The following is a 24,266-nucleotide window of genomic DNA, read 5'->3' on the forward strand; positions in this document are numbered from 1 at the left end:
TCTTCCGAGATCGCCTGGCCGCCGGTCAGGATCGCGATGTCCTGCAGCATGGCCTTGCGGCGATCGCCGAAGCCCGGCGCCTTGACGGCCGCGACCTTCAGACCACCGCGCAGACGGTTCACGACCAGCGTCGCGAGCGCTTCGCCTTCGACGTCCTCGGCGACGATGACCAGCGGCTTGCCGGTCTGCACTACGGCCTCGAGCAGCGGCAGCAGCTCGTTCAGCGAGGAGAGCTTCTTCTCGTTGATGAGGATGTAGGCGTCGTCCATCTCAACGCGCATCTTGTCGGCGTTGGTGACGAAGTAGGGCGAGATGTAGCCGCGGTCGAACTGCATGCCCTCGACGACGTCGAGCTCGGTCTCGAGCGACTTGGCTTCCTCGACGGTGATGACACCCTCGTTGCCTACCTTCTTCATGGCGTCGGAGAGGAACTTGCCGATCTCCGCATCGCCGTTGGCCGAGATGGTGCCGACCTGGGCGATCTCGTCGTTCGAGGTGACCTTCTTGGAGTTCTTGACGAGGTCGGCGACCACGGCTTCCACGGCCAGGTCGATACCACGCTTCAGGTCCATCGGGTTCATGCCGGCGGCAACCGACTTTGCGCCTTCACGAACGATCGCAGCCGCGAGCACGGTTGCGGTGGTGGTGCCGTCGCCGGCCGCGTCCGCGGACTTCGAAGCGACTTCGCGCACCATCTGTGCGCCCATGTTCTCGAACTTGTCGTCGAGCTCGATCTCCTTGGCGACGGTGACGCCGTCCTTGGTGATGCGGGGAGCGCCGAACGACTTGTCGAGGACGACGTTGCGGCCCTTGGGGCCGAGCGTCACCTTGACGGCGTTGGCGAGGATGTCGACGCCACGCAGCATCTTGTCGCGTGCATCGACGCCGAATTTGACTTCTTTAGCTGACATCTGGATTTTTCCTTAGGTGTTTAGCTGGTGGGGAGAGGGGGCTCTTAGGCCGCCTTCTTCTTGGAAGCGGGGACGTCGAGGACGCCCATGATGTCGCTTTCCTTCATGATCAGCAGGTCGACGTTGTCGATCTTGACTTCAGTGCCGGACCACTTGCCGAACAGCACGCGGTCGCCGACCTTCAGGTCGATCGGGATCAGCTTGCCAGCTTCGTCGCGGCCACCGGGGCCGACGGCGACGACTTCGCCCTGCGAGGGCTTTTCCTTGGCAGTGTCGGGAATGATGATGCCGCCGGCGGTCTTCTCTTCTGCGTCGATACGCTTGACCACGACGCGGTCGTGAAGCGGACGGAATTTCATGCAGTCCTCCTAAGTAGTTGCACGGTATGGGAATTTTTTGGCGTTAGCAGTCTGTGCCAGCGAGTGCTAGCACAGGCGAGGCTGAAATAGGACAGGAATTTTGCGGGGGCAAGGGCTTCTAGCAGAAAATTCGGCACTCTGAAGGCCCGGGTGCCAGAATCTCTTTACCATCGTTAACCCGCCCGGTGACCGTATTAGCACGGAGCCGTCTCTGCTGCTAAAGCATTGAATTTCAACAGCTTGTTAAACTTTTGGGCTTGAGATGGATTGTCAGTTTGCGTCACATTTCTCTCATGTGAGCGCATCAGTACCGGGTGGCTCGTAAGGCGCACACCGACCAAGCCGCCCCTTGAATGCGCTCCTGCAAAGGAGGTTGGCATGGGCTTGCGGAGTGGGGGCGTTTCCGAAGATTTCCGGAAACAGCTTTTGGGTTACGGGCTGACGACGGCGCAAATTCTCTATCGGATGCCCGATCATCCCTCGCTTCTCCAGACCTACGTCTGGCAGAACTACGACATGTTTCCGAAATTTCCGGCGCTGAAGGATTTCCTGGCGTTCTGGCAGGAGAAGCTCGACGGTCCGCTCCATTCGGTGACCGTCGCGCATTCCAAGCTGATCAAGCCGGCCGAGCTGCGCGCCGTGGATGGCGTGTTCCGGCTGCATTGAACAGCGCGCCGGCATCGTAGAGTGGGCAAAGGCGCGCTCGCGCCGTGCCTACCATCTCTCCACGATTGCATCTGGCAATGGTGGGCACGCTTTCGCTTTGCCCACCCTACGATATCTCGTTCTGTGCTAGCCTCCGCCCATAACAACAGGGAGGCGGCCCATGGCCAAGAAAACAAAATCGCGCAGCGCGGCCCAGGCCGCGGTGAAGAAGCGGAGCGGAGCCAAGGCCGTGGCACGATCCTCGGCGCGCAAGGCGGTGAAGGCAAAGGCGCGCACGACACCGGCGAAGGCCGCTCCGAAAAAGCCCGCGCGTCCCAAGCAGCGCATCGCCATCAGCCATCACCGCGAGGAAGACTTCAAGGCCGATGGCCTGCGCGCCTACGCCAAGTACCGCGACCTCGGCATCGCCGAAGCCAGTCACGGCCTCGCGCAAGCCCACGTGATCCGCCTGCAAGGACCCTGCGATCCGAACGAGGTGTCGAAGCTGCACTTCCACGACGTCGAATTCCAGATGGTCTACGTGCTCAAGGGCTGGGTGAAGACCTACATGGACGGTCAGGGCGAGACCTTGATGAAGGAAGGCAGCGCCTGGACCCAGCCGCCGAAGATCAAGCACATGATCCTGGATTATTCGGATGACGTGGAGCTGCTGGAGGTGATCCTGCCGGCGGAGTTCAGGACGGTGGAGTTGAAGGCGTAGCCTCGCTCTTTCCGCCGTCATTGCCCGCAATGACGGCTCTCCTGTAGCCCGGATGGAGCGAAGCGAAATCCGGGGCGACTGTCTGCGACGGAGATACTGTCCCGGATTGCGCTGCGCTCCATCCGGGCTACGGCCACTCAGCTCAACACCCCCACCACAGCGCCCATCAGGCACGTCGTCAGCGTTCCCGACACGATCGATTTCAGCCCGAGCGCGTTGATCTCCTCGCGCCGCTCCGGCGCCATCACCCCTAAGCCGCCGATCATGATGCCGAGGCTGGCGAAATTGGCGAAGCCGCACATTGCGTAGAGCATGATCAGGCGCGAGCGCGGATCGAGCGTATCGGGCGGCAGTTTCGAGAAGTCGACATAGGCGATCAGTTCGTTGAGCACGGTCTTGGTGCCCATCAGGCTGCCGGCGGTCACCGCCTGGTCCCAGGGCAATCCCATCAGCCAGCACACCGGCGCCATCACGAGGCCGAGCAGCCGTTGCAGCGAGATCGCGCCGCCGCCGATATTAGGCAGCAGGCCGAGGATGGCATTGACGAGATAGACCAGCGCCACCAGCACCAGCAGCATGGCGACGATGTTGATCAGCAGTTCGATCCCCGCGCTCGTCCCCTTCACGATTGCATCCATCGGGCCGGAGACATCCATGTCAGGATCCTCCAGCGCGCCGCCGGTGCGCTTGTCTGAAGTCTCCGGCACCATGATCAGGCTGACGAGGATCGCGGCCGGCGCACCCAGCACGGAGGCGATCACGAAATGGGCGGCGGCATCGGGAATGAGCGGCGCCAGCAGCGTCGCGTAGAGCACCAGCACCGTGCCGGCGATGCCGGCCATGCCGCCGGTCATCACCAGGAACAATTCGCTGCGCGTCATCTGCGCCAGATACGGCCGCACGAACAGCGGTGCCTCGACCATGCCGAGGAAGATGTTGGCCGCGGTCGAGAGCCCGACCGCGCCACCGACGCCCAGCGTCCGCTCCAGCAGCCAGGCCATGCCGCGCACGATTGGCGGCAGCACGCGCCAGTAGAACAAGAGCGTCGTCAGCACGCTCATGACCAGCACGATCGGCAGCGCCTGGAACGCCAGGATGAAATCGGCGCCCGGCACCTTCAGATCGAAGGGCAGGGGACCGCCCCCGACATAGCCGAACACGAAGGAGGAGCCGGCGCGCGAGGCCGCGGAGATCGCGCCGACCGCGTCGTTGATGGCGCCGAAGGCGCGCGCGACGACGGGCACCTTTAGGAGCACGACCGCGGTGACGAAGGTTGCGACAAGCCCGATCGCTGCTTGGCGAGCCGAGGCCGCGCGGCGATTCTCGCTCAGCACCCAAGCGATCAATAGCAATGCGAAAACGCCGAGTGCCGATTGCAGCCGAAGCATGATGTCCCCAAACCCTCAATGATTATGGCCGCGCGTGCGTTGCAAACGCAATGCCGGAAGGCCGCCGAAGCCGCTCGCTGTTGACAAGCAGGCCTGCGTCAGCCACGCGGGGCAGGTCGAAATCAGGGGGCGGACGGTCCAAGCGTGACCCAAGAGGCGATGACAGAGCAGCCGATATCCTCGAATCCGCCGGTCACCGCCCGCGCACTTCTCGCCCACCGCGCCTTCCTGTTCTTCCTGCTCTCGCGCAGCCTGTCGCGCTTTTCCAGCCAGATCGCGGCGGTCGCGATCGGCTGGCAGATTTATGATCTCACCGGCTCGGCCTTCGACCTCGGCATGGTCGGCCTCGTGCAGTTCCTGCCCACCGCGCTTCTGGTGTTCGTCGCCGGCCATGCCGCCGACCGTTTCGAGCGCAAGCGCGTGGTTCAGCTCTGCCAGCTCGTGGAAGCCGCGACCGCGCTCTATCTCGCAATCATCACCTATCTCGGCCTGGTCAGCGAGGTGCAGATATTCATCGCGACCTTCGTGCTCGGCATTGCCGGCGCCTTCGAGAGCCCGACCACCGCGGCTCTCTTGCCGCTGATCGCGCCGCAGGGATCGCTCCAGCGCGCAACTGCAGTCGCGAGCGGCGCGGGGCAGGTCGCGACCATCACGGGTCCGGCGCTCGGCGGCTTTGCCTACGCGGTCGCGCCGCACCTCGCCTATGCCGTGATGCTGCTGTTCTGGATTCTCGGGATGATTTTGACCGGCTTCATCCGGCCGCGCCCGCAGGCGGTCTCCAAGGAGGGGACGGACGCCGACAATATCTTCGCCGGCGTCCGCTTCATCCGCAGTAACCCGGCGATCCTCGGCACCATCTCGCTCGATCTGTTCGCGGTGCTGTTCGGCGGCGTCACCGCGCTGTTGCCGATCTATGCCCGCGACATCCTCCAGACCGGCCCGATGGGGCTCGGGATCTTGCGCGCCGCGCCCGCGGTCGGCGCGCTGCTGATGACCATGGTGCTGGCGCGTCACGCCATCTCGCGGCATGTGGGCCTGCGCATGTTCCAGGCCGTGATCGTGTTCGGCGTCGCCACGGTCGTGTTCGCGCTGTCGTCGTGGATGTGGCTGTCGGTGCTGTCGCTGGCCATTCTCGGCGCGGCAGACACGATCAGCGTCGTGATCCGCTTCTCGCTGGTGCAGCTCTCAACCCCCGACGAGATGCGCGGCCGCGTCGGCGCGGTGAACTTTCTCTTCATCAACGCCTCCAACCAGCTCGGCCAGTTCGAGAGCGGAGTAGCAGCCGCGCTGCTCGGCGCGATGCCTGCGGCCGTGCTCGGCGGCGTCTGCACGGTCGCGGTGGCGCTGCTGTGGATGAAGCTGTTTCCGAGCCTGCGGCAGGTGGAGAGCTTGGAGTAGGGGCTCCGCTCTCTCCCTCCCGTCATTGCGAGCGCAGCGAAGCAATCCAGAATCTTGCCGTGGAGGCGTGGTCTCTCACCAGGAGACCACGACGAGACTGCGTTGGTCGTCCCAGTTGTCGAGAAAGCTGGTTCGGAAATCCTGCTGTGCCTCAGCGATCGTTAATTCGAATATTCTCTGCGCGTACGATTTTTCAACGAACATCCCGTCCGGGAGGAATTCATTGAAAAAGGCGTCAGCGACGGCGTTTCTTTGATACCCGATCTGTTTGGTGTAGACGACATCCTCCAATCGATCGACCATCGGATACTGCTTGATCTTGAAGGCCTTCAATCTCTTCAAGACATTTGGCGGCAGTTGCGGCTTCGGCGCGAAAAAGCTTCTCTTGTCGGTAAAGTATAGACCCGTCTGGGTCGGGTTCATCGGATCCGATTCGCCCGTGGGGCAGAAATAAAAGCTGTCGGAGAATTTTCCGATCCCCGACAGCTCCCGTTGATGAAGGGCTTGATAGTAATCTTGCGCGGAGAATCCGTGATCGGAAAGAAGCCGCTCAAAGTCGATATACTGATTTGTTTTCTTGCGACTGAATTGAACGATCTTTTGAAGTTGAGCCTGCTCGACGTCGATGATGACAGGAAAATCAGTGACGTCATCGTCGATGTGAAGATGATATATGTCCAAACCCATTTGTACCGTTCCGAACGATTTGCGGAGCCGCCGGGCAATGGCCGGGATTGTGGCTCTACCCCAGATGGCTCATACCTTAGTTCGGGATTGTGACATGCTTTCTCGCCCTTTCCCGCCTCTGCGCGCGTGTAAGGACGATTGTCGAGGCCGGGCCAGGACTTATTCCGTCTCACCCCGCTTGCGGGGAGACTTCGCGGCGCCTTGACGCCTACTGTGCATGGGGTTGTTTTTCAGTTTTTTGAGTCAGGCCCTCTCCCCGCAAGCGAGGAGAGGGAGAGGTCTTCAGCCCCGTCCGACGAACGGCATCTTGGTGGCCATGACGGTCATGGTCAGCACGTTGGCATCGAGCGGCAGGCCGGCCATGTAGGCGACGGCGTCGCCGACCGCCTTGGCGTCCATGCGCGGCTCGTGCTTGGTGGTGCCGTCGGGCTGCAGCACGCCGGGGCCGTTGACCATGCGATCGGTCATGGGCGTCGCGGCATTGCCGATGTCGACCTGGCCGACCGCGATGTCGTACATGCGGCCGTCGAGGTTGGAGGCCTTGGTGAGGCCCGTGATGGCGTGCTTGGTCGAGGTATAGGCCGCCGAGAACGGACGCGGCGCGTGCGCCGAGATCGAGCCGTTGTTGATGATGCGGCCGCCGCGCGGGCTCTGGTCCTTCATGATGCGGAAGGCGTGCTGGGTGCACAGGAACGGGCCGGTGAGGTTGGTGTTCACCACCGCCTGCCACTGCTCGAGGCTGAGATCCTCGAAGTTCACCGCCGGCGCGCCCATGCCGGCATTGTTGAACAGCACGTCGAGCCGGCCGTAGGTCGCCTTCACCTTGTCGAACAGCGCGGCAATGGAGTCCGGCTTGGTCATGTCGGCGGTGACGCACAGGCTCTTGCCTGCAGGGCCGAGCTTCGCGGTCTCCTCGAGCATGTCGAGCCGGCGCCCGACCAGCACCACGGTGAAGCCGATGTTCATCAGCGCCAGCGACGCCGCGCGCCCGACACCGGTGCCGGCGCCCGTCACCACTGCGATCTTGTTTGCTTCACTCATCGTTTCCTGCCTTTTCTCTCTTCAAGTTGGCTGTCAGGTTTTTGGTTCTTTTTCGTTCTTGTAGGGCGGCCGCGGAATGTTCTGATGCGCCGCGCGCAAGGCCGCCGACCAGCGCGAGCGGAGGTCGTGGAAATAGGGCTCGCCCGCCTCGATGCGGTGGTTGAGATCGGCATCGCAGGCATCCGCGCGCACCACCAGCACGTCGATCGGAAGACCGACGCCGAGATTGGAGCGCATGGTCGAGTCCATCGAGATCAGGCCGGTCTTGAGCGCCTCGTAGAGCTCGACGTCGTAATGCATGGCGCGGTCGAGCACCGGCTTGCCGTATTTGTGCTCGCCGATCTGCAGGTAGGGCGTGTCCGTGGTGCACTCGATGAAATTGCCGGCGGTGTAGACCATGAACAGGCGCATGCGCGCGCCCTTGATCTGGCCGCCGAACAGGAAGGAGACGTCGAAGGAAACGTCTTCGGATCGCAGCGCCGGTCCTTCGGTCGCGTGCACCGCCCGGATCGCCCGGCCGATGCGCTGGGCGGCCTGGAACATGGTCGGTGCGTTCATCAGCGTCTCGACCTCGCCCGTGGTGGGGTCCTCCAGGCCTTCGGTCAGCGTCGACAGCACCGACTGGCTGATGGCGAGGTTACCGGCGCTGGCGATCGCCATGATGCGGTCGCCGGGTTTCGAGAAGATGTGGAGCTTGCGGAAGGTCGAGACATTGTCGAGCCCGGCATTGGTGCGGGTGTCGGCGATCATCACCAGACCGTCCCGAACCAGGATTCCGCAACAATAGGTCATTTCCAGTCCCCGAACGCGTTTGCGCGGAATTACTAGCCAATTTCGGGGAGGCATGAAACCCCCGATTCCCCGGGGGAGGCCGGCATTCTCCGGCGAAACGGCTATCTCTGCCGCTCAGTCCGCAGCATCGACGAGAAACGCCGCATCGACGGGGACGCCGAGCGCCGTGACCAGCCGGTTGGTCTCCGCGGCCATGCCGACGATGGCGAGCATCTCGCCGTATTCGGCCTCGGTCATGCCCTTGGCCCGTGCGCCCGCGGTGTGCGAATGGATGCAGTAGCTGCTTCCACAAACGCTATAAAAACAGGGGTATTGGTTCAATAACTGAGTCTGGCTGCCGATCTATATGCCAAAAAACCAGAGGCCGTTTAATCGCTCGCCTTCGCCCGGATTGCGTCGATAAAAAGCGCGACGCGCGGGCCTGTGATGCTCAATCGTTCGTCGGTAAGCACCGTTTGGACGTTGTGCTTTAGGTCGCGCATGCCGTGGTTGGTTGCCAGCATGGCGCGGACCTTTTCGCGTCCCATTCGTTCACAGAATTGCTTCGCCAGCGATGGATAGTCTGGAACGCGCTGATGGGCGTAGCGTTCAACGATCGGTGCGATTGTTATCGGTGTTAGCCCGGTATCTCTGCTGATTTTTAGAATTTCCGCGTCGTGTTGCGATGGTGGTAGCGAAGCGATTTTCGCGCATCGCTCTTGAACGCGGTTGAAGAATGCAAGCGTTCCTTCGTTACGTCCGGTCATTGCGGTGTTCTCTCAGAAATACAAACCCCCGCTTGCAAACGTACGTCCGGCTTGCAAGCGGGGGTGCATGAACCGGCCGGAAAGCGACTAACGGCCGGTGCATTCGATTAGCGTTTGTCGGGAGATGCAAACGCGAGCAGCGATTTCAGATGGTCCGCGTGGAGAGAGACGGTTGCTTTATCGCCATCACGCTCAAGCAATTCGCGGAAGTATTCGAGGTGCGATTTACCGGCTTCGCGATGAGCATTGTGGGTGAGCAGTTTCGTTGCCATGGGGAAAGTTACCTTCTGTTGTTCGGAACGATTTGGACGGCCCGTCCCGATTGGCCGATCTATTTGCGCAGTTCGCGGCACTTCTCCGGAAAGCGCGTCGCTAGTTGATCAACATAGCTGTTGAACACACGCTCAGCGTTGTTGAGCGAGTTGGTGTGTTTCTCGAAGAACAACAGCAAGTCTTTCGGCGCTTCAAACGAATGATCAGGCGTGGTCAACACGCGCTGATTTATGATCCGCAGCAGCGTTTCTCCGTTAATTGAAAGGTCGGGTTCTTTATTCGGTCTGACAAACCATTGGACTTCACGCGCCGGTTCGCGCTGGTGTTCGTCCAAATGAAGCGCGTCGCACTTTCTAATGACGCGGTTGTTGTTGGATGCGTACTTGCCTTCCTTGCGATCGTATTCCGTCGCGCTCGCAAAGTGCATCAAGCCGTCGCGATCGAAGGCGTAGAGCATCGGGTGTGGATGAAACACTTTGTAGATGCGCACATCGCGAAAGGGTGAGTTATCGACTATGCCATTAGCGATGCAATGATCGCGCATTGCTGTGTTCGCTTCGCTGGTCATTGTAGTTGATCTATCCATTTGCGGGCTGCGTCGGTTTCGGTGTCGGTCAAGAGTATCTTTGGAGTTTCGTTGAACAGTGCGGTTTCTACATCGCGGCGCAGTGTTGGTGGTGAATACCGTTGAAGCGAACAAGCGTATGGACGGGCATCAACTTCGATTTCGTCATCGTGCTGCGCTTTGCACCACTCAATCCATCGCTCATAACGTGCTTTCCATCTGGTGTAAGAACCGCGTTGTTCATCCGTTATCGCGTCCAGTCTTGCGGAGAGACTGTGAGAAGGCTTCACGATCGCAATAAGTGCAGCAAGCCTGTTGCGGTCGCGATCACTTACCGGCATTGAGTAATTGTTCCAATTCGCTTAGGCGGTTGCGCAAGTCGTCGATATCCGCAACTGATTTCAGTTTCTCAATTGCGGTTGCGATTGCTTTCATTTCATCCGCCGAAATGTCGCCCGCAACAAATGCTTCCTTGATGTCTTCCGGGTCCGCGCCGTGCATTTCCTGCGTGCGCGCGCTCGGTAAGCAGTAACGAAGCACCAAGGTTGTTGCCCATTGCTCTTTAGCGTCCAAAGCATCGGAAAGATTGGCCGCAGCGCGATTGCCCATCGCACGAACGATTTTCATCAACTCAGCGGATTGCTTGTTGCGAGAACCAACCGGCCTTCCGGTGTTGGCTGGGCCGGATACGAAGCGGCCCCGTTCGTCTTTCGCAACCGTTGATTTACCGTGAATAACGGTGAGGTTTGGCGGTGTGGTCATAGCCATTCAATTCTAATTCCGCGCGAAGCGCACCAGCCTGCCAGTTCAGCGGTGCGAACCATCACGTTGTTGCCAGTGCGATAACCTCGCGGAAACCGATCGTGTTTCCGCCACCAACAGACGTTGGATCGGCTAGCGTTCAACGCGGCGCGGACCTGTTTGGCGTCCATTACATCGATCGCCTGTAGGCAAACCAAATTAGGAAGCTTTGCAGGGCCGCGCGCGTTTGCCATGGTGATCAAGTCTTGTTGGTCAACAAACCGAAGGCAGTCCCAACATTGCAGGAACATGCGACCGCAACGTAAGCGATGCAGTCCCGTGCGATCTGCGAGCAATTCGCGATCTGCTTTTCATAATCGCGAACTCCCTTGACGAACTTCTTCGCTTCCGCATCAACAGCGTCTTGATCAATGCCGCTCGGGATCGGAATGTCTGGCGAGGCGATTGCGGGATATTTGCTGGCGAGGCCGTATTTTGCCGCATAAGCCATTTCCAAATAGCGGTCCATGATTGCCGACTGCACATTGTCCGGCAGGATCGATAGGGCATCCACTTCGACAAGGCCTTGCAACTGCGGAAACGTCGCGTTCAAACTGAACCGAATTTTTTCGCTGTCCAAGGTTATCTGATCGAACAACTGGACGGCGCGTTGCCGGACGGCGGCAGTTGCGACGGTCGCTGCGGGGACGGCAGCTATGTCAGCAATCGATTTCTTGTTGCTCCGCGCCGATGTGCCCACCTCATCCACAAAACTGGCGTACGGCCTTTGCAGCAACCCAGGAACGGCTTTCGCCATGTGTGGCCCGATCAACTCAGGCAGCAGAGTGGCACCTGCGCGTTGCGCTTCATTATTGGCGAGGCCGATACCGGCGAACAGCGCAGCGGCGGCCTGATCAATGCCGGGCGGCAAGTTGGCGGGAATGAAGAAAATCCGCGTCTCGTTAGTTTCGCTGTTCGTTACCGAAACGCCAGAGCCGCGCGGTGTGGAGGGTAGCGATCCGATTAGTAGCTTAGCCATCTCAAAATCCTTTCGTTGTCCGGTTCGCGTCCAACGTTCGAAGCGCGTCGCGCGGAGCCTGATGACTAAGTGTTTCGGAGTATTCGCGCAAGTAGTAAGTAATTGTAGTTACTCGCGATATTCACAACTTGACCATTGAATATTCATCACAAAAGTAATCGAGAATATCGTGATAGTATTCGTGCGGAAATCATCGCTTGACCACCGCAAGCATCAACAGAATGATAATCGCAATCTAGGTTGGTAGATTGATCGCGTTGACCATCGCTATCTGTTTGAAATGATTCAGCGCGTGGCTAAGGGGAGCGCAGCCGCCCCAGCGAGCTAGATCGCAACTTGAAAATCTCGCTTAGGTGTCGCGTAGTACATCGATTGCGATCATTATCGGGATTATGAACAATGCATACTTCGCAAGATTCCGACTCTACATCGAACGGCATGCTGATTTTCGTCATCTGCATGATCGCGGGAACAATGGGCCTGACAATTCTTATCGGCCCGATGTTCGACGGGCGACGCGCGGATGTGCCAATAACCAACGGTGAAGTATGGGCGCGCGAGTGTGCAATCGAGTACGATCGCGGCACCGAGCAAGAGCGCAAGGATTGCGTGTTGAAACGTTCGTTGAGCTTAGCCTATGAACGCGACAAGCAAGAGCACCGGCAGCGAATGAAGGATGCTAGCAGCCCGTATCGATAGTGTAGCCGCGCGAAGATCGGACGGGTAATTGCGCGCAACACCGCCTTCGAGCGGTGGTGGTATGGGTGGCGAATAGCAACGCGCTGATTTTGCGGCCCTTCCACCACCTCCACCACCTCCACCACCTATTGGTTAGGAGAGTAAGGAGAGCAGAGAGGAATTATGTAATTCCATAATTTTACCTATAGCTTTTGGGTACTCTATAGAAAACGGTGGTGGAGTGGTGTTTGGTGGTGGGGTGGTGGAGAAATGAAAATTACATAAAGCCATAAATTATAGATCGCTAGCGAGCGACGCGCCGTCCGAACTTGGCGCGCAGCAAAAAAAAGCCCGGCTGTTCACCGGGCTTTGCGATGGGCATTAATAGGGCATCTGTATGGGCATAGCCCCAATTCGTTTCCAACATCGTTTGCCGTTGTGGTCTTCGCCTTTCTTGAATTGTTTAGTAGAACGAATGATCGCGGCGACTTCCATTTGACTACTTTTCGTTTGCCTGTCGCTTGCGATTTTCAGATTGGAAAGAATATCGCTCACGTATACGACGTTCTTATAGTCGAGATACGTAATCACAATGTTGTGCCACGGATGCGTTTCTTGACGTTCAGAAGTTTCGCGTTTGGCGATTTCATATTCGGCTTCGTTCAGCCAATATTGTTCACCCTGTCGATATCGTGTGACCGCTTCCGCGAACAGTTGATCGCGATCACGTCGCAAGCCGTCCAAATCTATCGTGCTGCCAACGGCGATGGGCCAAAACCGCCGTGCGCCGGTAGGGTCTTTCAGATAAACATCCGCGTTGGTTGTTGCGGCAAAGACGCTTGTGCGCGGGCTTTCGATTGTATGCCGCCCATACGAAGGGCGGAATTTATCGATGCGCGTTGTGAGAAAACGGTTCACATCCGCGATGTCAGAGCGTTTGACGGCGGCCATTTCGCCGATCTCGACAAGCCACAGGCCTTGCAAATGGTCGGCGGCGTCTTTGTGGTGGATGTCCGGCAATCCATCGCTGAAATATTCGTCACCTGCTAGAACGTTTAGCGCGGTCGATTTCAGCTTACCTTGTTCGCCTTCAAGGATAACAACCGTATCGACCTTACAACCGGGATTGGATGCGCGCGCAACCATGCTGATCAGAAACTTTGATCCGACGATGCGCGCGAATGCCTCGTTTGTCGCATTGAAGTACGTCACAAACAAATCGTTGATGCGCGAAACGCCGTCCCATTGCAGCGAGTTCAGATATTCCACCACAGGATTGAATTTGTTGCGATGGGCTGCAATGGTCGAGGCGTTCCGCACGGCTTCCATCGTTGGCTTAAGCGCAAGATGATGGAACCAGCTTTGCAAATACGCGTCATCAACATCGCCCCATAGCGCGGGATAATTCTTTGTCGGTTCGTTGTCCCATGGCATCGCACGACGTTTGACCATGCGTTGTTTGAAAGTATCGAACGCGATGGGTAGGTGTTCCCTGATGGAGGTAGCGAGCGCGGTCGAAATTGCGGATAGCGCTAGCGGTCCATTGTACGCCTGATCAAAGATTGAGAGTTGCGACGTTTCCGGCGTGGTTGGCGCGGTGAGTAATGGTGATGGGCGGCCAAACGTCATTCGGGCGCGCTGATCGTCAGTAAGGTTGCCGCTCTTGATCGCTTGATGTCGGAGGTAAGACCAGCCGAAATTCGTCCCGTTATCAGCGGATCGCCATTGCTTATCGTTTGCGCCCGGTTCGTTCGGTTTGGAGAAGCCTGCATTCCATACGTCCCAAACTAGGCGGGCGGCATTGTCGTGAACGAGGCCGGTTACAGCGTGGCGAAAGGCGAAGCTGATATCGCGCCATTCATTGCGGTCACAATTTACATCGAGGCTGTTTAGAGCGATCGTTGCCAATTGGAAATCCGGCGCACGATCTGTGCCAAGCGGTTTGCGCCCGGCTGATCCGTTCGCCTTTGGTGGCGCGATGATCAGGCTTTCAACGGTGTCAACATAGCGAGTGCCGTTCACGCGAAAGCATTGAACAGGGTGGCCGTTGATCAGCCGTCCGACATAATAGGATTGACTATCTGTGAAGCTTTCACTGGAAAGGCTTCCGCCTAGAATGCCGTTGATCCGTCCGACTAAATAGTGTCGATCGGATGCGCTGCGCGGTTGTGATGTCGGCGCGATTACACGCCATCTAGGCTTTTCCGGTGTGTGTGACGGGCTGGTGTAAACGAACGCGATGATGTTTGCGGCAGTCAATCGGAATACGGCCTCTTGGGGCTGCATCAATTCTGCATCGTAATCGCATTCAATTCCATAGATCGCTTCAATGCTGGCGTTGCTGCGATAGTTGTTCGCAAACGTCGCAAGTTTGATCAGCGGCAGTTCGTCTTTAGTCGTCGTGATCCAAGCGCTTTGCTCAATCCAAGCGCAAAGCGCGGGCCAGTCATTTTGATACCGCGTGCCTTGCGGATTGTCGTTGCGCGCAAAGTAGGTGAAAGAGACCTGAGGTAATCGCCCGCTGTCGAAAACGCGGATCGGCGACGGGCAACGCTTGATCAAAGCGGAGGGCGAGCTTATAAACATAGCACCTGTTCTTTCTTCAGCGGAAGTTCGGGGATTGGTCTAGAAGGCTAGGCCGCGCGGTTTGCGACACCGCGCGGCCTCTTCATTTTCATGCTGCCTCTAAGGCCTTGCGGGCGATGCTGGCTTGCTCTCGCGCTGCGGCGGCTACTTCCGGCCGCGCGCTCTCCACAAGCCGGTCAATGGCAGCCAGGGCGACTTTCTTGCGCGCCTCTTGCTCGGCACGTTTGCGGTTGCGCCAGTCGCGGAAATACTCAGGGCTATGTCGTTCGAACTGCATCGCCTGTTGCCTCCGATGTTGTTAGTGCAAACACTCATCAGTGCTTCGTGAGCGGTGCGCAAGGCGGCGAAAAAGTGCGCTCCGTGCGCAACCATGCGGTGCCGTGCAGCGGACGAAAATCTTCCACAACCCTTTTCGATCGACGGGTTATGGCTGTCCCTGTGTTAGCCAAAGATTGCGAAAAATCCCGTGGATTATAGAGCGTGCGGGCTTGCGGTCGCGCCGTATCCGCCAATCCGTGAGCCGTCCGTGTTATGATCCCCTCCGAGCGCTTCGCCGCGCTGCGCGAGAGGAATTTGCACCCATGGTCGATATTGCCCAGATCGGCTTTAGCGCCGAAACGTCCGATCTCGATAGAGCCAAGACCAGTCTTAACGCGCTTGTGCCCGCTGCCCGTGCTGCCGAACAGGCGGCTGATAACGTGGCTGCGTCGATGGGCGGCGTGAACAAAGCATCGAGCGCGACGACCAAGGTGATGATGGCCGCGAGCGGTGCGACGGGCGCAACTGCTGCCGCTAACAAAGTCGCTGCGGCTGCGGCGAACGACAACGTAAATGCGACGAACAAAGCGCGACAAGCCGCAAACGGTTTGAGTGCTGACGCGAAGAATTTGTCGTATCAGCTTGTTGACGTGGCGCAAGGCCTCGCGTCCGGTCAGCCGGTGTTCCAAATCTTCGCGCAGCAAGCCGGGCAAATCGGTCAGGTGATCGCAACGGCGAAAGGTGGTCTAGCCGGGCTGTTTAAGGAATTGACCGGTGCGATCGGAGGTTTTTTTACCGCAACACGTACCGCAGCGCTCGGCGGTGTTGCGCTAGTCGGCACATTAGGTGCAATCGCGTCGGCGGCGATCAAGTCGGCACTAGCATTGGACGATGTGCGAACCGCAACCGATCTAACGCTAAGGCAAGCGTCCGGATTGCAATCTGCGACCACGATCAAGGGGATTTCGAAGGATGATTTCGCGGCCGGTATCACCGGCTTTGCGCAATCGGTCAGCGAAGCACAGCACAACATGGGTTCGCTGAACGGTCTTATGATCGCCAGCGGCAAGAGCGCGAAAGATTTGACCGGCTATCTCGCGAATGTCGCTGATATCGTCGCGCAAACAGCGAGCAATGTTCAAAAGCGCAATATTCTTGAAGCCGCTGGATTGCCGACAACCGCGCAATGGGTGCGTTTCATGTCGCAAGGTGGTCAGGCCGTCCGCGACGCTGCGGCTGGTATGGACAATTTCAACGAACAGGCGAATGAAAAGCTGATCGCGAACGCTCGCAAGTTCGATGACATGTGGAACAGCGCGATCAACAATTTTAGGAATAACTTTGTCAATGCTGTCGTCACTGCTACGGCCAGCATGGAAACGCTTTTTGACAAGGTTGCGAAAGGCGCTTCAAGCTTTGGCAATTCCAGTTTTTGGAAAATCTTCCTCCCGTCCAATCACGAAGATATCGCCAAGCAAATGGGCATTGAGAAGATTAGCGACAGCTTCAAAGAGCGGTTCGGTTCGTTCCAGCAACCGGCGAATGTTGCGCAACTCGCTACCGGTCTGCAAAAGCGAAGCGGTGCAGTGAATGGTGATCAGCAAACGCAGGCGCAATTGCTCGCTGCTAATCAGTTGTCGCAACAGCGCATTGCTATCCTTGGCGATCTTGCAACAGTCACACAGCAAGTTCAACAGAAGCAACTTGAATTGAACGCAGCGGGTTTGCAAGGCGTCGGCGTCAACGACGCCATGGCGAAAAAAATCTTGCTCGGTGTTCAAGCGCAAGCCGAAATGAACCGCGTGCAACAACAGGCGGCGGCTGGCGTCTTCAATTTGCAATCGGCGCAAAAGGCAGCGTCCGATACCTTGCAACATTGGATTGATCAAGGCTTGGTCGATAAGACCAATACCGAACAGATGGCGGCTGCGCAGCTAGTGCTTGCGCGCAACATCAAAGCAACTTCGGACGCAGCAGCAATTGCAGCAGCACCGTTGCAGCAGTTGAAGCAACTCGAATTGGATAGCAGCAATTTTGCAAAGGTGCTCGATCAGGGCGTTACCGGTGCGCTCAACAACCTTGTGCAGCCGATCCAAGACGTGATGAACGGCGTTACATCGATGGGGCAGGGCTTCAAAAACGTTGGCGTGATCATCCTGCAAGCTATTCAACAGATGATCATCAAAATGTTGATCCTCGCGCCGATCGCGAAGGCGTTGCAGGCGACGTTGGGCGGCTTCGGTGGCGGCCTTTCAAGCTTGTTCGGCTTTTCTGATGGTGGCGTGCCCGGTGCGGTCGGGCCGACGTCGCTAGGCGGTGCGCCCCTCGTTAAGAACGCTTTGGGCGGTGTCTACAATTCGCCAAGCCTTAGCGCGTTTTCCGGGCAAATCGTGAAGTCGCCGACGCTGTTCAAATTTGCATCGGGCGCGGGCCTGATGGGCGAGGCAGGGCCAGAGGGCATCTTGCCGTTGAAGCGCGGGCCATCGGGCGCGCTTGGCGTCCAGATGTACGGCCAACAGGCGAGCAACGACAACAGCAGCATGCAAATCACTTATGCGCCTACCTACGGCGATATTGCCCCGGGTGCTGATCCAAAGGCTATTGCGGAGCTACGGCAAGCACAGGCGAGGGACCGCGCGGAATTTAGCAACAAGGTGCTCAGCACTATTCAGGGAGCGCGCAAGCGCAACCTGAGAGTTTGAACCACAGAAGGGGAATTAGATCATGCAGCAAGTAATTTTGGGTGAGCAATCGCAATCGGTCGTGCTGGAAGCGGGCTACGTGTTGAAGATTTCTGCGGCGTCGCAATGGACATCGGCCCGCGTGCGCCTGCCTGAGGTCAAAACACTCACTGGCAACGGGGTGTGGAACATTCCGCTCGGATCATCGAAAAAATTCGGACCGTTTCCTACCGTCCGCCAGTTTATAGTCGATGCAATTGGACAGGGCGGAAGCGTGACTTACGCGATCGATAAGTCGACTTTCGACGCTGCAACCCAAGTCGGAAACATCGAACCTTTCACCGGATCATTCCGGCTCAAAAACGAAGACAACGGCAAAGTTTTCCGTTGCGAAGACGCAACCAACGTCACCGTTACCGTCCCGGCCAGCCTCATTGAAGGATTCAACGCTGGATTTGTGCAGTGGGGAACGGGCACCATCACGCTTGCATCCGACACGGGCGCAACGAAGCGGGTAGGCGGTTCGGCAACATCGGCGCAATATCAAGCCGGTTCGCTTATCGTGTTGAAAAACGCTGATGGTGCGAGCGCGGAATACAAGGTTGGCGGCGATTTCACTTAGTTTGCACGGAAAGAAGCGGCAGTGTTCGCTCTGCCGCTTCTCGTTGATCCACTATTGAGACGCAACAAAGCGCGACAACCTATCAGGATGGCTTCGGCTGTTTGGTTGTCGGCTTGGCGGGTGATTGAGGCGGTGCGACGTAATCGCCGTTCAATTCAGCGAACGGCGTAAGGTAGTCGCACTGATCGCCGAAATCCCAGTCGCGCATATGTTGCAATTGACCATTATTCCAAACAGCCACGTGCTTTTTAATACCCGTATAGCCACCAAATCCATTCCGTGCGTTTGCTGAAATGCAGATGCAAGAATCGCCGTCTCTACAAACGTAGGCACGCCCAACGCTAGCATCCCGGATGGATGTGGGGTCTTTGAAAAGATTTCCTTTTGAACTCAAAACCAGTTCTCGCAACGCTGCGTCCGAAATAGCAGGCTCTCGCGTTTGCGACATTGATCCTGCACAACCCGCGCAAATAAGCGCAGCCAAGAATCCCAACAGTATTCGCATTTTATGCCCCCGATCCCATCGGTATCCATGGCGCAACCGGAGCGCGAACGCAAGCCAATTGCCTGATTGATCTAGGCGCAATCGCAGCAGCTAACACGTTAGCAGCCGAACAATCGTGATTTATGCGGAGAAAATAGGCCGGATGTTCATCGCGTCCGGCCTTATCTATCATCGCATCAATCAACGCGACGTTCCCAAGCCTCAACATCGCTCAACCGAAACCGCGTCATATTCGCCATCAATCGGACCGGCTGCGGATGGCCTTTGTCTTTGTCTCTCTTTGCCGCTCTCCATATCGACGACGCATTGCAACCCCATCGTGTTGCTAGTTGATGATCGGTCAAAAAGCGTTCTGGATCGGGTGGCGTCCGCGAGTTGGCGAATGCAGCCAGGGTGACCGGTGAGGGCAGTAGAGCGGAGGCGAGCAGGGCGGTGGGAAACATCGGGCGTCCTTTCTGTTGCTGCGCTCCGTGCGCATCCATGCCGCAAGACGCATCTATAGTGGCAAGAATATGCCCGCTACGCGCGAAACGTAGCGGGCTGCCAAAGTACAAATTGTTTGCTGTGATTATCGCGCGGCGCGTTTCTTCGTTGCGGTCGTCATGTCGATGACGTTGTCTGATGCAGCGCGATTGCCATGCAGAAAGTTGGCCCAATCCTGCATCATGTGTCGGCGCTTTTCGAGCATGTCGCCACGGCTGTAAGCCCGTTCGGTTTCATTACCAACCTTGTGCGCAAGAGCTACTTCGCCCATCTCGCGGGGATAGGTAGTGCGATCACCAACCCAATCGCGGAACGTCGATCGCAGGCCATGCGGAACAGCGGGCTGTTTTGATCGCTGATCGCAAAACTGACTGCCGTCCGGTTTCGTCATTCGCTTCATCAATTGGCTGATCGCCATGTCGGTGAGCATCCCGTTTGACGGTGACGGAAACACGTATTCAATTCCGTCCAGTCGCGGTTGATTTTCGAGGATCGCAATCGCTTCTTCACTCAACAGGATGCGGTGCTCTTTCTCCATTTTGATGCGGTCGGCTGGAATGGTCCAAATCTCAGTTTTGGCATCGTATTCTGACCATTTCATTCCGCGCACTTCGCCCGATCGGGATGCGTTGAGCATGATGAACATCAGCGCTTTTGCAGCATTGCCGTTTTGCTTGCGTAGCGTGTCAAACCATACTGGCGCTTCATCAATCGCGACTGCCGGATGGTGTTCAACTTCGCTGATTTGGGACGGCTTCGCCAGCACCTCTTTAAGATTGCCCTTCCAACGTGCGGGATTGTCGCCTGATCGATGACCGTTGACGAATGCCCAATCTAGCACTCTTTCGATTTCGGAACGTAGCCGCGTTGCTGTTCGCGTTTTGGTGTCCCATACCGGTGTCAGCACGCGCAAAACGTCTTGCACGGCGATATCGTTGACAAGCAACCGTCCAAGTTCAGGCTTGGCATAGTTGTCTAGCATCGATTCCAACGCATCTTTGTTCTTTTGGCTTCCTAGTTCTGGCAGTCGTTTCAGCAACCATTGCTTCATCGCTTGATCGAACGTCATTTCGCGTTTCTGTTCGGCGATAAGAGCGGCTTTGTTTTTCTTTTTCTCAACGATGGGGTCGCGTCCATCGCGAACAGATGCCTTGGCTTTGCGAGCTTCGTTGCGCGCGGTTTCCAAAGTGATCTCTGGATAGCTCCCCAATCCCATGTTGCGGCGCTTGCCGCCCATTGTCGTGCGGAGCACCCATGACCGGCCGCCGTTGGGGGTGATTTGCAACATCAGCCCGGCAACCCCTCCGACCGCGTAATAGGTGTTGAAATCGCCGCCGCTCCCCGGCACGTCCGGCTTGGCCGGGTTGGGGTGTTTCAGTTTGGACACGGCTAGGGCCGTCAATTCCTTCGCTATTTTTGGCAATTCCAACCCCCGATGGTCGTTGCGTCGATCGTCGCGATGATCGTTGTAGCCGACCTATATGCCAAAAACAATGCGATTGGCGGCATGGAAGCGCACGGAAGCGCACGGGGGTGACCGGGTCGAATTGGAGGCTAAATCATTGAATTATGGATGATTATGCAGTGTGATGCGTGGAAGCGCACGGAGGCGCATAGTTAGCGACCGCTGCAGTAGCTGCAGCCGTGCGCGATCGAGACCGCGACATAGAGCATCTCCTTGATCTTGGGATCGAGCGCACCCGGGGCCATCACCTCCTTGATGCTCTCCCAGGTCCGCCGCAGCGTCTTCGGATCATGCGCGAGCGCGCGCCAGAAATTGTTGACGAAGTCCGATTTCCGCACCTTGCGGATATCGTCGAAAACGGCGCGCGCCTCGGCTGAGAGCTCATCGTCCGAAAGCAGCTTTACGGTCGCCATGGGATACCTCGCGGGGTCAGGTCTGATCCCGCGAGTGTAGCACGGCTCGAGCCCTCAGCCGGCATGTCCGGCCGAGCGACGCAAGGCCAGCTTGCCGATTTCGACATATTGCCGCTGCTGCGCGTGCGCGTGCTGTGCTGCGACGTGAAGGTCGCGCAGGCGCCGCTGCAGCGGCGAGCTGTCGTAGACAGCGCCGGCGCCGGCCAGCGCAAAGCAGGCATCCGCGATGCCGACGCAGGTCGCGGCGAGCCAGGTCGCGGATCGGGCCCCCTCGATCATGAGGTCTTCGTCGTTCAGCGTTCCCGCCAGCGCGTGACGCCAGTGGCTGGCGGCCTGGACCTCGTGAAACGCTTGCGCGGCTCCGAGGTCGGCGGAAATCCGGCCGAGATCGTATTGGAAGATCTCGGACTCCCGCATCGGCACGGCCGCGTACAATTGCTGCCTTCCGGTGCTGGCCAGCGCGAGCAGGTCATCGACGGTGCCTTCGGCCATCCCCACCGAGAATGCGCCGTGCACCAATGGCAGCCATTGCCGCAACGCCTGATAGAGCGGACCCGACTGGCGCGGGGCGGCATCGAGATCGAAGAAATGGGCTTCGGAAACCAGCGTCTCCCGCAGCGTGACGTGATGGCTGCCGGTGCCCTTGAGCCCTGCCGCGTGCCAGGTGTCCTCGATCTCCCAGTCCCGCGCCGGCAGCGCAACGACGCGAAGCAACGGCTTGCCCTGCGGGCCGGGGACCGGTTTGCCGTTCTCGGTGACGATGCAGAACCCGCCGATCCAGTCGGCATGCGTGCAACCGCTGGCGAACGGCCAGCGGCCTTTGACGCGATAACCGTCGGCCACGCGCTCTGCTGTTCCACCCGGTTGGGACGAGCCGCAAATCGCCGTATCCGGTCCGTCCTGATAGATGCGCTGGTACAATTCCGGAGGTGACGCGGCGACGAAGAGGCTGCTCGCTCCGGCGACAGTCGCGATCCAGCCGATCGAGCCGTCGAGACGGGCCAGTGCCTTGATGACCTCCAGTCCGGCCGGAAAATCCAGCTCCAGCCCGCCATGACTGCGCGCAACGAACATCCGGAAGAGCCCGATCGACCGCAGTCGTTCCAAGAGGTCGGACGGGACGCGGCGTGCGGCTTCGATCTCGGCGGCGTGTGCCTTGATCTCGGGAGCCAACTCCCGGATCCCCGCAAGCATGTCTTGGTGGGGATCGCGCAGGGGCACGGAATGCTTCTTGTTCTTTTCGTGAAGCCGCATCTGTCTCAACCTCTGTTGCGGAAACGGATCACAACGGAGGTTGAAGAGATGGCGCTACGGGACGGTTTCAGCGCGGCGGTCGTCGATTACAGCTGTAACGCTGCGACGTGATTGCGCCGCAGATGCCTCGGACGAGATACCGCCGCGCCTAGCTCTGCCGCTGTGACTGGGACTGCGATTGCCCGCCGCGGCCGGCCTGCTCGACCTTCACGGCCACCGTCAGCGTCTCCGCGCCGCCGCCATAGCGGGTGCCGCGAACGGGGGCTGCGCCGAGATAGTCGAGCCCGATCGCAACGCGGACATGGGCGTCGGTGGTGCAGATGCAGTTGGCGGGATCGAAGCCGACCCAGCCGAGACCGTCGACGTAAGCTTCCGCCCAGGCATGGCCGGCATCCTGGTGCACCGTGCCGTCCGAGCGCAGGAAATGGCCGGAGACGAAGCGCGCCGGCACGCCGCCGCTGCGGGCGCAGGCGATGAAGATATGCGCGTAGTCCTGGCAGACGCCGCGCTTGAGGGTGAACGCTTCCGCCGCCGAAGTGCCGCTGTTGGTCGGATCCTCGTCGAAGGTCATGTGATCGCTGATTTGGGTCATCAGCGTGTGCAGGAAGCCGAGCGTGTCGCTCTCGGCCTCGCTGCGCAACTGCCGCGCGACTGCCGTCATCGCCGGATTGACGGCGGTGAGGTCGGTGGCGCGCAAGAACATGCCGGCCGGAAAACGCTCGTCGGCGCCGCGCAGCACGCCGCCGGTGTCGTGGGTCTCGATCAGGCCCTCGGCGGTGATCTTGATGTCACCGACGGGTCCGCAGGACAGCACATGGGTGACGTTGCCGAAGGCGTCCTCATGGGTGTCGAGCTTGGTGTCGGTCGAGACGTCGATCTGCCACTCCGCCACATATTGCCCGTCATGGCTGCCGGGCGTCATGCGCAGGATCTGGATCACGCTGGTGGCCGGCGGCTCGTAGCGATAGGTCGTGGTGTGCTGGATTCGCAGGCGCATGGTGGACCGTTGTTCTGGCGTCGTCATTCCCCAGGCTCGCCCTGCGGGCGCACCGGAATGACGGCAGTATCAGATCAAATACTGCTTCGTGATGATTTCGCCCAGCCTGGAATTGTCCGTGATGAATTCCTGAATGAATTCATGCACGCCGTGCTGGAAGATGTCGTTCATATTGCTGTGTTCCAGCCGGTTGCGGATGCCGCGGGCATGGCGCTGGGCGGGGCCCTGGCGGCCATAGGCGACGCCGATCTGGTCGAGATTGCGCACGAGATTGCCGTAGCAGCTCGCCAGCGAGCGCGGCAGCGTGTCGTTGAGGATGAGCAGGTCCGCAATCAGCCACGGCTTCAGCGTCTCGCGATAGACCCAGTGATAGGCCGTCAGCGCCGAGACCGAGCGCAGGATCGAGCTCCACTGATAGAAGTCGAGCGGGCCGCCGACATGCTCCTCCTCGGGCAGCAGCACGTGGTACTTCACGTCGAGGATGCGCGCGGTGTTGTCGGCGCGCTCCAGATGCACGCCCATCCGCGAGAACCAGTAGGCGTCGTTGCGCAGCATGGTCCGGTAGGCCGAGCCGTCGAAGCGCAGCGAAGTCTCCTGCACGAAGCGCAGGAATTTGGCGAGATCCTCGCGCGTGGAGGTGCCCTTGCTCCAGACCTCCTGGAGTTCGATCCAGGCCGAGTTGATGGTGTCCCACATCTCGCTGGTCAGCGCGGTGCGCACCGAGCGCGAGTTCAGCCGCGCCGCCTCGATGCAGTTCCTGATCGATGATGGATTGCTTGCCGAGAACGAGAGGTAGTCGACGACGTTGTGCTCGTTGGCGACTTCGTATTGCTGATAGAAGCTCGCGGCGACGCCGGCGGTGAGAAGCGCCGAGTCCCATTCATTGGTCTTGCCGATATAGGCGGCGGGAAGCGCGGTGACGCGCAGCGTCGCATCGATGGTGCGCGCGAGATATTCGGCCCGTTCGACATAGCGGGCGAGCCAATAGAGGTTTTCGGCGGTACGCGACAGCATCTGA

At 58.8% G+C, this 24,266-nt stretch carries 25 protein-coding genes and 2 pseudogenes; 6 read left to right on the forward strand and 21 right to left on the reverse strand.

All coding sequences use genetic code 11. The features are described 5' to 3' along the window. Together groEL and AC5ZFO_RS21285 are read right to left on the reverse strand one after the other, a co-directional pair. Nucleotides 1–911: chaperonin GroEL (gene groEL, locus AC5ZFO_RS21280; RefSeq protein ID WP_496122498.1), on the reverse strand; the 911-nt coding region annotated here is incomplete at its 3' end. 44 nt (nt 912–955) lie between these two features. Continuing rightward, complete coding sequence (locus tag AC5ZFO_RS21285; RefSeq protein ID WP_008139213.1) at nt 956–1,270, reverse strand: co-chaperone GroES; 315 nt, start codon at nt 1,268–1,270, stop codon at nt 956–958. Nucleotides 1,271–1,648: 378 nt separating this feature from the next. Between AC5ZFO_RS21285 and AC5ZFO_RS21290 the strand changes: the two genes are divergently transcribed. Then, the gene (locus AC5ZFO_RS21290; RefSeq protein WP_014494242.1) at nt 1,649–1,936 is read left to right on the forward strand and encodes an usg protein; all 288 of its coding nucleotides are present in this window, start codon (nt 1,649–1,651) and stop codon (nt 1,934–1,936) included. Between the two features lie 160 nt (nt 1,937–2,096). Next, nucleotides 2,097–2,636 carry a cupin domain-containing protein gene (locus AC5ZFO_RS21295; RefSeq protein ID WP_071912540.1) on the forward strand — a complete coding sequence of 180 codons (540 nt, stop codon included), beginning with the start codon at nt 2,097–2,099 and terminating at the stop codon, nt 2,634–2,636. 137 nt (nt 2,637–2,773) lie between these two features. Here AC5ZFO_RS21295 and AC5ZFO_RS21300 read toward each other — a convergent pair whose 3' ends face one another. Beyond that, nucleotides 2,774–4,024: a NupC/NupG family nucleoside CNT transporter gene (locus tag AC5ZFO_RS21300; protein WP_282521217.1), complete on the reverse strand. Its 1,251-nt coding sequence runs from the start codon at nt 4,022–4,024 to the stop codon at nt 2,774–2,776. Between the two features lie 159 nt (nt 4,025–4,183). Here AC5ZFO_RS21300 and AC5ZFO_RS21305 point away from each other — a divergent pair, with 159 nt between their 5' ends. Then, nucleotides 4,184–5,422 carry an MFS transporter gene (locus AC5ZFO_RS21305; RefSeq protein WP_282521216.1) on the forward strand — a complete coding sequence of 413 codons (1,239 nt, stop codon included), beginning with the start codon at nt 4,184–4,186 and terminating at the stop codon, nt 5,420–5,422. A gap of 75 nt (nt 5,423–5,497) precedes the next feature. Here the strand turns inward: AC5ZFO_RS21305 and AC5ZFO_RS21310 are convergent, their stop codons facing one another. The 10 genes and pseudogenes from AC5ZFO_RS21310 to AC5ZFO_RS21355 all read right to left on the reverse strand — a co-directional run bounded on the left by AC5ZFO_RS21310 (nt 5,498) and on the right by AC5ZFO_RS21355 (nt 11,306). Further along, entirely contained in the window at nt 5,498–6,109 is a 612-nt protein-coding gene (locus tag AC5ZFO_RS21310; protein ID WP_282521215.1) for a hypothetical protein, read from the reverse strand. A gap of 282 nt (nt 6,110–6,391) precedes the next feature. Beyond that, on the reverse strand, nt 6,392–7,150 hold the full coding sequence (locus tag AC5ZFO_RS21315) for an SDR family oxidoreductase (RefSeq protein ID WP_028150002.1): 759 nt from the start codon (nt 7,148–7,150) through the stop codon (nt 6,392–6,394). 33 nt (nt 7,151–7,183) lie between these two features. Further along, nucleotides 7,184–7,942 carry a proteasome-type protease gene (locus tag AC5ZFO_RS21320; RefSeq protein ID WP_028150003.1) on the reverse strand — a complete coding sequence of 253 codons (759 nt, stop codon included), beginning with the start codon at nt 7,940–7,942 and terminating at the stop codon, nt 7,184–7,186. Between the two features lie 114 nt (nt 7,943–8,056). Further along, a pseudogene (locus AC5ZFO_RS21325) lies at nt 8,057–8,230 on the reverse strand (carboxymuconolactone decarboxylase family protein); the annotation flags it as partial. A gap of 80 nt (nt 8,231–8,310) precedes the next feature. Next, a complete protein-coding gene (locus AC5ZFO_RS21330; RefSeq protein ID WP_496122499.1) occupies nt 8,311–8,688 on the reverse strand; it encodes a hypothetical protein in 378 nt (125 codons plus the stop codon). A gap of 107 nt (nt 8,689–8,795) precedes the next feature. Then, nucleotides 8,796–8,960 carry a hypothetical protein gene (locus AC5ZFO_RS21335; RefSeq protein WP_496122500.1) on the reverse strand — a complete coding sequence of 55 codons (165 nt, stop codon included), beginning with the start codon at nt 8,958–8,960 and terminating at the stop codon, nt 8,796–8,798. Between the two features lie 59 nt (nt 8,961–9,019). Further along, nucleotides 9,020–9,529, reverse strand: a complete 510-nt coding sequence (locus tag AC5ZFO_RS21340; RefSeq protein WP_496122501.1) for a hypothetical protein — start codon at nt 9,527–9,529, stop codon at nt 9,020–9,022. Beyond that, complete coding sequence (locus AC5ZFO_RS21345) at nt 9,526–9,867, reverse strand: hypothetical protein (protein ID WP_496122502.1); 342 nt, start codon at nt 9,865–9,867, stop codon at nt 9,526–9,528. The genes AC5ZFO_RS21340 and AC5ZFO_RS21345 overlap by 4 nt, the downstream gene beginning before the upstream one ends. Beyond that, nucleotides 9,854–10,294, reverse strand: a complete 441-nt coding sequence (locus tag AC5ZFO_RS21350) for a hypothetical protein (protein ID WP_496122503.1) — start codon at nt 10,292–10,294, stop codon at nt 9,854–9,856. Before AC5ZFO_RS21350 ends, AC5ZFO_RS21345 begins: the two co-directional genes overlap by 14 nt. Before the next feature lie 232 nt (nt 10,295–10,526). Further along, complete coding sequence (locus AC5ZFO_RS21355; protein ID WP_496122504.1) at nt 10,527–11,306, reverse strand: hypothetical protein; 780 nt, start codon at nt 11,304–11,306, stop codon at nt 10,527–10,529. A gap of 399 nt (nt 11,307–11,705) precedes the next feature. On the opposite strand from AC5ZFO_RS21355, the gene AC5ZFO_RS21360 reads away from it, so the two are divergent. Further along, complete coding sequence (locus AC5ZFO_RS21360) at nt 11,706–12,005, forward strand: hypothetical protein (RefSeq protein WP_496122505.1); 300 nt, start codon at nt 11,706–11,708, stop codon at nt 12,003–12,005. 360 nt (nt 12,006–12,365) lie between these two features. Here the strand turns inward: AC5ZFO_RS21360 and AC5ZFO_RS21365 are convergent, their stop codons facing one another. Continuing rightward, on the reverse strand, nt 12,366–14,570 hold the full coding sequence (locus AC5ZFO_RS21365; protein WP_496122506.1) for a VapE domain-containing protein: 2,205 nt from the start codon (nt 14,568–14,570) through the stop codon (nt 12,366–12,368). Nucleotides 14,571–14,658: 88 nt separating this feature from the next. Next, entirely contained in the window at nt 14,659–14,847 is a 189-nt protein-coding gene (locus AC5ZFO_RS21370; RefSeq protein WP_496122507.1) for a hypothetical protein, read from the reverse strand. Between the two features lie 304 nt (nt 14,848–15,151). Here AC5ZFO_RS21370 and AC5ZFO_RS21375 point away from each other — a divergent pair, with 304 nt between their 5' ends. Both AC5ZFO_RS21375 and AC5ZFO_RS21380 read left to right on the forward strand, forming a co-directional pair. After that, nucleotides 15,152–17,530 carry a phage tail length tape measure family protein gene (locus AC5ZFO_RS21375; protein ID WP_496122508.1) on the forward strand — a complete coding sequence of 793 codons (2,379 nt, stop codon included), beginning with the start codon at nt 15,152–15,154 and terminating at the stop codon, nt 17,528–17,530. Between the two features lie 22 nt (nt 17,531–17,552). Then, nucleotides 17,553–18,131: a hypothetical protein gene (locus tag AC5ZFO_RS21380; RefSeq protein ID WP_496122509.1), complete on the forward strand. Its 579-nt coding sequence runs from the start codon at nt 17,553–17,555 to the stop codon at nt 18,129–18,131. Nucleotides 18,132–18,213: 82 nt separating this feature from the next. Here AC5ZFO_RS21380 and AC5ZFO_RS21385 read toward each other — a convergent pair whose 3' ends face one another. From AC5ZFO_RS21385 to AC5ZFO_RS21410, 6 genes and pseudogenes are all read right to left on the reverse strand, one after another. Then, entirely contained in the window at nt 18,214–18,636 is a 423-nt protein-coding gene (locus AC5ZFO_RS21385; RefSeq protein WP_496122510.1) for a hypothetical protein, read from the reverse strand. Between the two features lie 568 nt (nt 18,637–19,204). Further along, entirely contained in the window at nt 19,205–20,506 is a 1,302-nt protein-coding gene (locus AC5ZFO_RS21390; RefSeq protein ID WP_496122511.1) for a tyrosine-type recombinase/integrase, read from the reverse strand. A 242-nt stretch (nt 20,507–20,748) separates the two neighbouring features. Then, nucleotides 20,749–20,997, reverse strand: a pseudogene (locus tag AC5ZFO_RS21395) (carboxymuconolactone decarboxylase family protein); the annotation flags it as partial. A gap of 54 nt (nt 20,998–21,051) precedes the next feature. Next, complete coding sequence (locus AC5ZFO_RS21400; RefSeq protein ID WP_282521214.1) at nt 21,052–22,251, reverse strand: flavin-dependent monooxygenase; 1,200 nt, start codon at nt 22,249–22,251, stop codon at nt 21,052–21,054. 148 nt (nt 22,252–22,399) lie between these two features. Then, complete coding sequence (locus AC5ZFO_RS21405) at nt 22,400–23,248, reverse strand: transglutaminase family protein (RefSeq protein ID WP_282521228.1); 849 nt, start codon at nt 23,246–23,248, stop codon at nt 22,400–22,402. 69 nt (nt 23,249–23,317) lie between these two features. Beyond that, entirely contained in the window at nt 23,318–24,262 is a 945-nt protein-coding gene (locus tag AC5ZFO_RS21410; RefSeq protein WP_028150006.1) for an alpha-E domain-containing protein, read from the reverse strand. Nucleotides 24,263–24,266 lie beyond the last annotated feature (4 nt).

Source organism: Bradyrhizobium sp. Unk1, from assembly GCF_059512345.1.